We start from the raw sequence: 9575 nt of genomic DNA, 5'->3' as shown, positions 1-9575 counted from the left end.
TTATGCACCGTTTGACCTTGTCCGTATCCAGGAGATCAATCTTATTCAAAAGAATCAGGTCTGCGGCGTCAAGCTGACGATGAAATAACTGACCCATGATCTCTCGCATCTCCCAGCACTCAGCATCCAGGATGGTGATGATCTGGAAAAATTCGGTGTGCTGTTTTATTTCGTCCTCATGGAATAGAGAATTAAGCGAGGCCGGGTCTGCCACGCCTGAAGCCTCGATGAAGAGCCACCGGGGATTGAAACGCTCCCAGATTCTTTTGAGCAGCACCTTCAGGTCAACAATTAGCGTACAGCAGATGCATCCGCTGGTAAGTTCTATGATGTCGGACTCTTCCCCCTGAAGGAGAGAGCCGTCAATGCCGATATCGCCGAGTTCGTTGACTATGACCACGGTATCGCTCATGTCAGCTTTCCATGAAAGGATATGTTTCAAAAGCGTTGTCTTGCCAGCCCCTAGGAATCCCACCAGGAGCATCACCCGGGCCTTATCATCTCTTTTTTGAGTAATTGCGTTATTCATCAGTCGAGCCTGCTTGGGGATGACGCCTGCTTTTTTCTGAATTTAAAAATGTCGCGCCTCTCCGCGGCCGTCTTCATCCTTTGGTATTGTACTTATGTGTCCAGAGACAAGAGCAAACATGGCTTCCGCCTTTGAAGAACCCTCATCCTGAACGCCCGGCATGTTTAAACACCTGATGAATCTTCAGCGGTTTCAGATGGCTTTGAGGGGTCAACCGCTAATTTAGTGGGGGTAATAAGTCCTGGTCGTTTCAATTATGACTTTAAAATTTTCCATTCTGCATTCTACCGGACAGGTGCAGCCTGTACTCAGGATAAATCCTCCATCCTTTCCGACCACATCTATAAGTTTTTTACAGTATTCCTCCACCTCTTCAGGAGTGCCAAGGGATGACAGGGCTGCCGGGACGTCGCCGGCAATACACATATGCCCCTTGAGCACCTCCTTGGCCTTGAAGATGTCGGTGCAGCTGTCCAACTCAGCTACAACCATCTTCGGAGGCAGGTCCTTGAAATACGGCAGGTTCAGGGTGTAATCCTGATCCAGGTGCATCACCGTAATAAATCCTTCGGCGGCAAACGCCTCCACCATCCTCTTCATATGAGGATATTCAAAACGCTCGTAAATTTTTAAAGGATAGTAAAAGCTCCCGCCGCGCTCCATGACCAGGAATACGCCCGGTTCTCCGCTGATTCTCGCCGCCTCAATTGTATCGGAGATGAAGTCATCCATCATGGCTTCCATAACCGCTTCCAGCTTGTCCGGAATTTGATAGATATCCTTGGTAATTTGAAGGAGGGAGCGCGAAGTGGAAAGAGTCATTAGCGGCGATGAAACCATGGCCCCACAAAGACTCCTGACGCCCCGGGTCTTCCAGAACTCTATTTCATATTTATATTTCTCCATCTGTCTCTGAGTCCATCTGATAATTCGTTCCTCATTCTGGGGGTTAAACCGGTCTTTGTGCTTTACTTTGAAATTATTCCATCCAAGGTTGATAATATCGTCATAATCCTCGCGTTTGAGAACCTCTCTCTCCTGGAATTGGACAGGCTCATCCTTGCCCAGTTCTAGACCTGGAAACAGGTTTTTCCCGAGTCCTATCCCGGAATAGACGTGAGGGGTCGCCGGGATGCTGTATCCTGGCAGGATCATGCCGTCCCAGCCACTCACTTCCTCAAAGATATCAACAATAGAATAAAAGCCCTTTTTCCAGTCTCTCATCGCCTCGACAATAGGAATGCCCTTGTATCGGGCGGGGAAATAAATATCCATGAGCGGAGCGCAGGGGATCCTGTCCAAAGGCTTAAGCTTCACTGCTGCTTCCATTCTCTCCCAGGCTGTCATTGTTTCTTCTGGCATATTTGAATTACCTCCAGTTTTATATCACCGGCCAGTTATTATACTATAGTGACACAAACTTCTTGCACTGGTTCAGGCCAGCAAGGGCATCCGTGGTTTGCCCATCCGCGCCCACATGCCTCTTGACTGTCTCGTTGGTCACGCCGCCGCCGACGATAACCTTCAGGTTCTCTCGCAAGCCTTTTTCGACAAGCAGGTCCACAACCTCTTTCATGGGCTTAAAGGTTGTGGTTATTAAGGCTGAAAAACCAAGGATCTGGGGCTTCACTTCTTCGACCGCTTCCAGGAAGCGTTCCACAGGGACATCAACCCCCAGGTCGTGTACCTCGAACCCCGCAGCCTTGGCAACGGTGCAAAAAATATTTTTGCCAATGTCATGGATATCCCCTTTGGGAGTGCCGATAACGATCTTGCCAATCGTCTCCAGAGCCGTGTCTTCCAATTTCGGCTCCAGAACCTCCATGGCTCGGGTAAAAAGATCCGCGGACATCAGGAGTTCACTCAGGAAATAATCTCCGCTTTCGAACCGTTCGCCGATCAGGCCCATCCCGTCTTGAAGTTCGCGTATGAGTTGTATGGGCTCCTCGCCATTATTCAACCGGTTCGTAACCTCCCCCAAAACAAAATCCTCGTCAAAGTCTACCAGGGCCTGTGCTATACTTTTCCCCATAATCGCATTGCCTCCTTCTGCCTGTTGTTCATATCAAAAAAGCGCCTCCCGCAGGGCGGGCCGGATACTAAGGCCCATTTTTGGTTCAGCGTTACGGCACTGTTCGTGTTCTTATGTACGCTTTTTTAGATTTAAAAATCCCTGTGACCCCTTGGTTCAGGTGTGTATCTTGCGGGTGAACGGCCTTATCCTGACTGGCCGCATCAATTTAATCAATACAACAAAAACAGGAGGCTGGGAATCCTGTCAGGTTTTTATCAATCTCATGGGCTCTCGTCAAACTTTTTATCTTAAAATGGCTGTCTCACGGGACAGATAAATTTCCGTGTTAGAATCCGCGAGAGTGATAAATATATTCTCTTCCTGTTCCTATATTTGGTCCCAGCATAAGGTGTTATGTCATAACACCAACGCGAAATCGAGGCAATATTTATTTGACGGACTTACTTGGCTCGGCTATCCTTACCTCACTTCTTTCGATCCTTAACCGGCCTCGAAGGAAAAATGATGCTTCTGAGGCAACTTGCTATTCCCTGACGCGGTAAAGTGCTTTTGGAGCTTTTACCGAGTTTGCACGGATTTCAAATTCACATAAACAGGCATGTTCCTTTTGCCATGTTGCATCCAGGAGACCTGATATGTCAGAACAAGCGCTCGCCGGTGTGAAAGTACTTGAATTTGGGAATCTGGTTTCAGCCCCGTTCTGCACCAAGCTCATGGCCGATCTTGGCGCGGAGGTTATTAAGATAGAGGAGCCAGGCCAGGGGGACGAAGCCCGCAGCCGAGGTCCCTTTCGCAAAGACGTCCCCCACCAGGAGAGGAGCGGTCTTTTCCTCTATCTCAATACCAATAAGCTGGGAATCACCCTGAACCCCTCAAAGTCTGGAGGCCAGAAGATTTTCAAGGAACTGGTCAAACAGGTGGATATCCTGGTCGAGGATAGACCCCCTGGGGAGATGGAAGAAATGGGCCTGGGATACAATGTCTTAAAAGAGCTCAATCCCGGGCTCATCATGGCCTCTATCACCCCTTTTGGCCAAAGCGGGGCCTATAAGGATTATAAAGCCCATCAGCTCAACATCGCCCACGTGAGCGGACAGGGTTATCTGCTCCCCATGCCCGCTCCGGACATTAAACGCGCCCCGGTGAAACCAGGAAGCTATAGCAGTGATTATGATCCCGGGCTGGTGGCGGTGGTGGCCATCCTTGGCGCTCTCTATTGGAAGAGAGTTACCGGCCAGGGCCAGTTCATTGAGCTCTCCAAGCAGGAAGCCCTCCTGTCCATGCAGAGAGTGGAAAGCGTTACCTTTGCCAATAGCGGGGAAAGCATGACCAGGCAGGGTCAGAAGCGGGGGAGTATGCCCGGCGGGATGATGCCTTGCAAAGACGGCTATGTGGTTTCGGTCACGCCTGAGGAACACCAGTGGAAGGCCTTCATGGAACTTATGGGGAATCCGCAGTGGTCGAACAAGGAGTTTTGTAAGGACCAGCAGGCTCGTTCTGAGAACGCCGATAAACTGACCGAACTTCTAACCGAATGGACCATGGAACATACCAAGGAGGAGATATTCAGAAAAGGGCAGGCTTTGAGCTGCCCTATCGCTCCGGTCAATTCGGCCGAGGATGTGGTCAGATCTGAGCAGCTGGAGGCCCGCGGTTTTTTCGTCGAGATGGAGCATCCAGAGGCAGGGCGGATTACCAGGTTTCCGACCTCGTCCTACATCTTTTCCAAAACCCCCTGGAGGCTGGCACGCCCGGCCCCTCTTTTAGGGGAGCATAATGAGGAGATATACCGCCGGCGTCTCGGATATGCCGAGGAGGACTTGATGAGACTCGAGCAGGATGGTGCGATATGAGTGAAGCAGCGGTTAATAAGATGAACAGCGGACCATTGCAAGGCGTGCGTATTACCGAATTCACTTCAGCCTGGGCCGGGCCCTATGCCACCTGTCTCCTGGCTTTTTTAGGGGCTGAGGTCATCAAGGTCGAAAGCAGAAGGAGGATAGATCATTCCCGGTTTATCTCCTTCACCACCGGTAAGAGCTTTTCCACGCCGGACGAATCATCGGTCTTCAACAACCTCAACCTTAATAAGCTCAGCATTACCCTCAACCTCTCCAAACCCAAGGCCGTGGAGATCGCCAAGCGACTGGTTCAGATAAGTGATGTCACGGTGGAGAACATGCGGCCGGGGGTGATGCCGCGATTGGGGCTGGGGTATGAAGTCATGAAGGAGGTTAAACCGGACATAATTTACCTTTCCTCTTCCGCTTGCGGCCAAACCGGTCCTGAGCGGGAGTATGTGGGCTATGCCCCCACATTTGCCGCCCTGGCAGGCCTCCCTTACATCACCGGATATGAGGACTGGCCTCCCAGCAATTTTATGGGCGCCATTGACCTCAGGAGCGCCACCACCTCTGCCTTCGCCATTCTGACTGCCCTCCTCTTTCGTCAGCGGACCGGGGAGGGCCAGTATATTGACCTGTCCTCCCAGGAATCCATCGTCGCCCTCAGCGGTGAGGTACTCCTGGACTATATCATGAACAACAGGGTCCAGAAGCGCCAGGGTAACAAACAGGAGTTCATGGCCCCTCATAATTGCTATCGCTGTAAAGGCGACGATAACTGGATAAGCATCGTCGCGGCCTCTGAGGAGGAATGGCAGGCCCTGGTCGAGGCGATGGGGATGCCTGAGCTGGCTCAGGATGAGAGGTTCACCACGGCTCACCATCGCTGGAGCAATCAGGATGAACTGGACCGCATCATCAGCGAATGGACCAAGGACCAGGACTATTACGAGGTCATGGAAAGACTGCAGAAGGCTGGAGTGGCCGCGGCTCCCTCCTTAAGCGGCGAGAGGCTTTTTAAAGACCCCCACCTCAGGCAGAGGGGTATTTTTATGGAGGTCGAGCATCCGGTCATCGGGAAAGACTGGGTTATCGCCCCTCCATGGCGACTTTCCGCCACTCCGGCCCGTATTGATCGTTCCGCGCCTTTACTCGGGGAGCATAACGAAAACGTCTTTAAGCATCTGCTGGGAATGTCTCAGGAGCAAATAAAAGAACTTGAAGAGGAGCAGGTGATCTACTAGGCAAGGATCAGGTGTCACTAACCCTCTAACGCTTTCACCCGGCCTTTCAAGCCGGACTCCGTACTGCGGGATTAAGAAAGATTCGCTTCCATGATTTAAGGCACACTTATGCCAGTCTTTTGATTGACCAGGGAGAACACCCCAAGTACATCCAAATTCAAATGGGGCATTCGTCTATTAATGTTACTATGGACACATACGGACACCTCATGAATCCTGTTAACCGTGAAGCTTCAGGGAGACTCGATACTGCTATTTTTGGGGAAGATGGAGACTTTTTGGAGACAAAAAGAATTTAAGGGCCTAGCCAAAACGGCTAAGCTCTTGATTTCATTGGTGCGCCTGGCAGGATTCGAACCTGCGGCCTACGGATTAGAAGTCCGTTGCTCTGTCCAACTGAGCTACAGGCGCAACGCGGGTTTTTAACAAAGGGCCATGCCCGCTTTTATGCCCCTTCAGGACTCACGATTTATGGAATAGTCTTACATGAATGTCCGTCTGTTTGCAAGCCGTCTTCCATGCCTGACGGCATGATCTATGTCAATTGTCATCCTTGGCATTAGAAAACGTCCAAGCTAAGACTCTTTGGCCCCTCTATGTTATTCTGACTGTTCTTTGAAGACCTTCTTCAATCATGGTCAAGATTAAAAATTTGCATTTCTGGTAACATCTTTGTTAGAATATGATGATTCAAGTTCAATCTCGCTGGGTGAAAAAGAGGCTTCCGCAGGCAGATTAAAGTCACATAACTTAATAATAATCTTGACAAAATATTTATTCTCTGATATGTTATTTTGAGTCAGGTTGTTATAAAATTTATAATAAGATTTATGAAAAATAGAGCATCTGCAAGATGAATCAACCTGTAGAACAGCAGCGATGGCCCAAATTAGAGGTCTCCAGAAAAGAGGCCAAAAAGAAAACGAGAGCCATAAAAATATTCATTTATTATTTTGGCGCCAAGGAAAAGGAATCAGCAGACGCCCTGGCTTCCGTCCGGGATAGGCTCTTCCAAAGGTTTGCCAATTGGGCCATCCGGCTCAACATATCTCCCAAACATGTCACCCTCCTGAGCTTTCTGATTCAGCTTATTTTGTTCCCTCTATTTTTTGCATTCGAGTCGTATAATTATGCCTTTCTTGTACTATTGGTGCATATCCTTTTAGATAGTTTTGACGGCCCTGTGGCTCGAATTAGAAAGGTCGAATCGAACAGCGGGGCGCTGGCGGACATACTCAATGATACCACCGGATTGGTCATCGTTGGTCTGTCTATGATCTTCTTTGGCGACATTAGTTATACAGGATGGGTGGCAGCCTATCTTGTCCTTCATTTATACCACACAGCATTTAGTATTGTATTGAATTTTTATCAACACCCATTCGCTTATGTCTTCCCAACTAAGTTCCTTTTCTTCATATTAGTTCTTTTTAAATATCTGTTGAATTTTGACATCCTGCCGATCTTTTTTATGGTCAGTATTACCTATATGGCCATCAGCTGCATTTTTGGCATGCTTCGCATTTTTGACGCTCTGGATACCTCAGACGCTTTGATTAAAACATCAATATCAGACGAAGAGGATGCGTGAGAATCAGTTTAATTCCCAACCATGTCGGTTGCAAAAGGAAGTAGTCTTGAAGCTTATTTCCAGTTAATGAGGATTATTTAACTTTGCCGATTATTTTAAAGAATTTATCTATTGGACCTCATTTTTACGATCCGAATAAAATACACCGGCCCCAGACCCAAGGGCTCTTTTTTAATAACAATTTATTTTGGAAGACCCCTCGAAATTTTCCTCGCCCTGCCAGCAATATGCACCTGGCTTGGAATAAAAAAGCCAGGGAAAGAGTCACCAGAGTAGATTTTCATGTTCATACTTGTTTTTCAGACGGAAGCGCTACTGTTCAGCAGGTAGAATATGCTTGTCTGCATAAAAACATTGGATGTTGTATTACAGACCACAATGAAATCCGCGGCAGCATCTTGCTGCTTGAACGGAGGAATATCCCCACCATTCCCTCTATCGAAATCGGCTCAAAGGAACGGATTGAACTGCTAATATTTTTTCGGCATGGTCAGGACGCCGAGAACTTTTTCCGACAGTACATAGAACCATTCCGCCGCAAGTATAGTTTTTCCTTCCTGCCTCTCTCTCTGGACTATCTTATGAAGGCAGCCTCTGATTATGAGGTCCTCATCTCCATCCCTCATCCATTCGCTCCCTTCTGGAAAAACATACAGTATGGGAAGAAACGGAGAGATGTCGTCATCAGGACACTCAATCGAGCGGATTGCATCGAGGTCTTTAACGGAACGGCTACCAACAGAGCCAACAAAAAGTCTTTCGCACTCTGCCAGGCTTTAGGGAGAATTCCTTTGGCCGGGAGCGACAGCCATTCAATAAAAAGTATCGGATCGGTCGGAATTGATTTTGACCATGTCATTACTTCGGAGACTTTGTTTGACTCTATTAAGAATAACCAAATTTCTGGTATCTATCAGAACATAGGAAGGCCGCACCATATTTCAAACACCTGCCGCCTGGCCCTGAATCATTCTAAAAAAATCGTTTGGTGGAAAGACTTGGTTTATCAAGCAGATCCGGAAGTCACCCGCCACAAGCTCTAAATATCCGCGTCAAATCGAAATTTTTATTTAGCAGGATCGCCGCAGACGACGTGGGCTCAAAGCTCTCCAAGGTTGATATGTGTTGATATTGATTGATTTGTCGAGGCAGATTTATTCTTAACCTTCAAATGAAAATATGGGATAATCCAAGTAAAAGATGATGGAAACAACACATAGAATCATTTTCGGTAACTCCAAAGATATGAGCGCCCTCCCTTCACAGAGCGTGGATTTGATTGTTACCTCGCCTCCTTACCCCATGATCGCCATGTGGGACGAGACATTCAGCTCGCAAAATCCTGCCACCAGAGAGGCCTTGCAAAAAGAAAACGGCCCTTTGGCTTTTGAGTTGATGCATGAAGAACTCGACGCGGTCTGGAAAGAAGTGTATCGCGTCTTGAAAATCGGCGGCCTAGCCTGCATTAATATTGGTGACGCCGTCAGAACCATGGGCCGGGATTTCAGGCTCTTTCCCAACCATTCAAGGGTCCTGTCTCGCCTTATGGATATTGGTCTCAGTATCTTACCTCCCATTATCTGGAGGAAACAAACGAACGCACCCAACAAGTTCATGGGCTCGGGCATGCTGCCTGCCGGGGCCTATGTGACCCTGGAACATGAATACATCTTAATATTGAGAAAAGGATCAATTAGAGAATTTAAAAGCGAAAAAGAAAAACAAAGAAGGCGGCAAAGCGCCATCTTCTGGGAGGAAAGAAATATATGGTTCTCTGATGTCTGGATGGATTTGAAAGGCACGACCCAGGATTTGAATGATAAGAAGATTAGAAAAAGAAGCGGGGCCTACCCCTTTGAACTTGCCTACCGGTTGATCAATATGTTTTCGGTAAAAGGGGATACTGTACTGGACCCGTTTTTAGGCACCGGCACGACCATGTCCGCGGCCATGGCTTCATGCCGCAACAGTCTGGGTTATGAGCTTGATAAGAACTTTAAGGATACAATTGACTTGAGAACAAAAAATATCAGGGACTTTTCAAATCAGTATATTAGAAACCGAATTAAAAACCATCTTGATTTTGTTACCAAGACAAATGAAGCAAGAAATTCTCTGAAATATATAAATAAAGTTTACCAATTTCCAGTGCGGACCAAACAGGAGATTGAACTTTATTTACATGACTTAGAATCGGTATCTGAAACAGGTGAAAATGAATTCAGGGTAACTTATTTAGAGCCGCCTCAGAACGAATATTGTGAGGCTTGCCAGCTTTAGCCATGGAACAGATTTTCGCGCTTTATGCTTTTTGGGCGGCTGTTTTGTGGTG

At 47.9% G+C, this 9575-nt stretch carries 9 protein-coding genes and 1 tRNA gene; 6 read left to right on the top strand and 4 right to left on the bottom strand.

Translation table 11 applies throughout. The features are described 5' to 3' along the window. From JRI95_14570 to JRI95_14560, 3 genes are all read right to left on the bottom strand, one after another. Positions 1 to 529 (bottom strand): GTP-binding protein (locus JRI95_14570; protein ID MBW2062765.1); only part of this gene is annotated, 529 nt, incomplete at its 3' end. Positions 530 to 751: 222 nt separating this feature from the next. Continuing rightward, the gene (locus JRI95_14565; protein MBW2062764.1) at positions 752 to 1891 is read right to left on the bottom strand and encodes a hypothetical protein; all 1140 of its coding nucleotides are present in this window, start codon (positions 1889 to 1891) and stop codon (positions 752 to 754) included. Between the two features lie 43 nt (positions 1892 to 1934). Further along, the gene (locus JRI95_14560) at positions 1935 to 2561 is read right to left on the bottom strand and encodes a cobalamin-dependent protein (protein MBW2062763.1); all 627 of its coding nucleotides are present in this window, start codon (positions 2559 to 2561) and stop codon (positions 1935 to 1937) included. Positions 2562 to 3199: 638 nt separating this feature from the next. Between JRI95_14560 and JRI95_14555 the strand changes: the two genes are divergently transcribed. The 3 genes from JRI95_14555 (at position 3200) to JRI95_14545 (ending at position 5951) form a co-directional block, all read left to right on the top strand. After that, positions 3200 to 4417: a CoA transferase gene (locus tag JRI95_14555; protein MBW2062762.1), complete on the top strand. Its 1218-nt coding sequence runs from the start codon at positions 3200 to 3202 to the stop codon at positions 4415 to 4417. Beyond that, positions 4414 to 5652 (top strand): CoA transferase, encoded by a 1239-nt coding sequence (locus tag JRI95_14550; protein MBW2062761.1) that lies wholly within the window; start codon positions 4414 to 4416, stop codon positions 5650 to 5652. Before JRI95_14555 ends, JRI95_14550 begins: the two co-directional genes overlap by 4 nt. Before the next feature lie 80 nt (positions 5653 to 5732). Further along, positions 5733 to 5951, top strand: a complete 219-nt coding sequence (locus JRI95_14545) for a tyrosine-type recombinase/integrase (protein ID MBW2062760.1) — start codon at positions 5733 to 5735, stop codon at positions 5949 to 5951. A 35-nt stretch (positions 5952 to 5986) separates the two neighbouring features. Here the strand turns inward: JRI95_14545 and JRI95_14540 are convergent. After that, positions 5987 to 6063 (bottom strand) — tRNA-Arg (locus tag JRI95_14540). Between the two features lie 442 nt (positions 6064 to 6505). Between JRI95_14540 and JRI95_14535 the strand changes: the two genes are divergently transcribed. The 3 genes from JRI95_14535 (at position 6506) to JRI95_14525 (ending at position 9523) form a co-directional block, all read left to right on the top strand. Continuing rightward, positions 6506 to 7243, top strand: a complete 738-nt coding sequence (locus tag JRI95_14535; protein MBW2062759.1) for a CDP-alcohol phosphatidyltransferase family protein — start codon at positions 6506 to 6508, stop codon at positions 7241 to 7243. Positions 7244 to 7641: 398 nt separating this feature from the next. Then, on the top strand, positions 7642 to 8286 hold the full coding sequence (locus JRI95_14530) for a hypothetical protein (protein MBW2062758.1): 645 nt from the start codon (positions 7642 to 7644) through the stop codon (positions 8284 to 8286). A 160-nt stretch (positions 8287 to 8446) separates the two neighbouring features. Continuing rightward, positions 8447 to 9523, top strand: coding sequence for a site-specific DNA-methyltransferase (locus JRI95_14525; protein ID MBW2062757.1), 1077 nt, complete (start codon positions 8447 to 8449; stop codon positions 9521 to 9523). The last annotated feature ends 52 nt before the right edge of the window (positions 9524 to 9575 follow it).

This window comes from Deltaproteobacteria bacterium (genome assembly GCA_019308995.1).
GTDB lineage: Bacteria > Desulfobacterota > Desulfarculia > Adiutricales > JAFDHD01 > JAFDHD01.
Note: the sequence above shows the minus strand (reverse complement) of the source record. Positions and strands in the feature narration are given on the sequence as shown.

Bases quoted from the DNA above. Each gene is read 5' to 3' on its own strand.
- JRI95_14565 (MBW2062764.1), bottom strand. From the start codon at position 1,891: ATGCCAGAAGAAACAATGACAGCCTGGGAGAGAATGGAAGCAGCAGTG.
- JRI95_14560 (MBW2062763.1), bottom strand. From the start codon at position 2,561: ATGGGGAAAAGTATAGCACAGGCCCTGGTAGACTTTGACGAGGATTTT.
- JRI95_14555 (MBW2062762.1), top strand. From the start codon at position 3,200: ATGTCAGAACAAGCGCTCGCCGGTGTGAAAGTACTTGAATTTGGGAAT.
- JRI95_14550 (MBW2062761.1), top strand. From the start codon at position 4,414: ATGAGTGAAGCAGCGGTTAATAAGATGAACAGCGGACCATTGCAAGGC.
- JRI95_14535 (MBW2062759.1), top strand. From the start codon at position 6,506: ATGAATCAACCTGTAGAACAGCAGCGATGGCCCAAATTAGAGGTCTCC.
- JRI95_14525 (MBW2062757.1), top strand. From the start codon at position 8,447: ATGGAAACAACACATAGAATCATTTTCGGTAACTCCAAAGATATGAGC.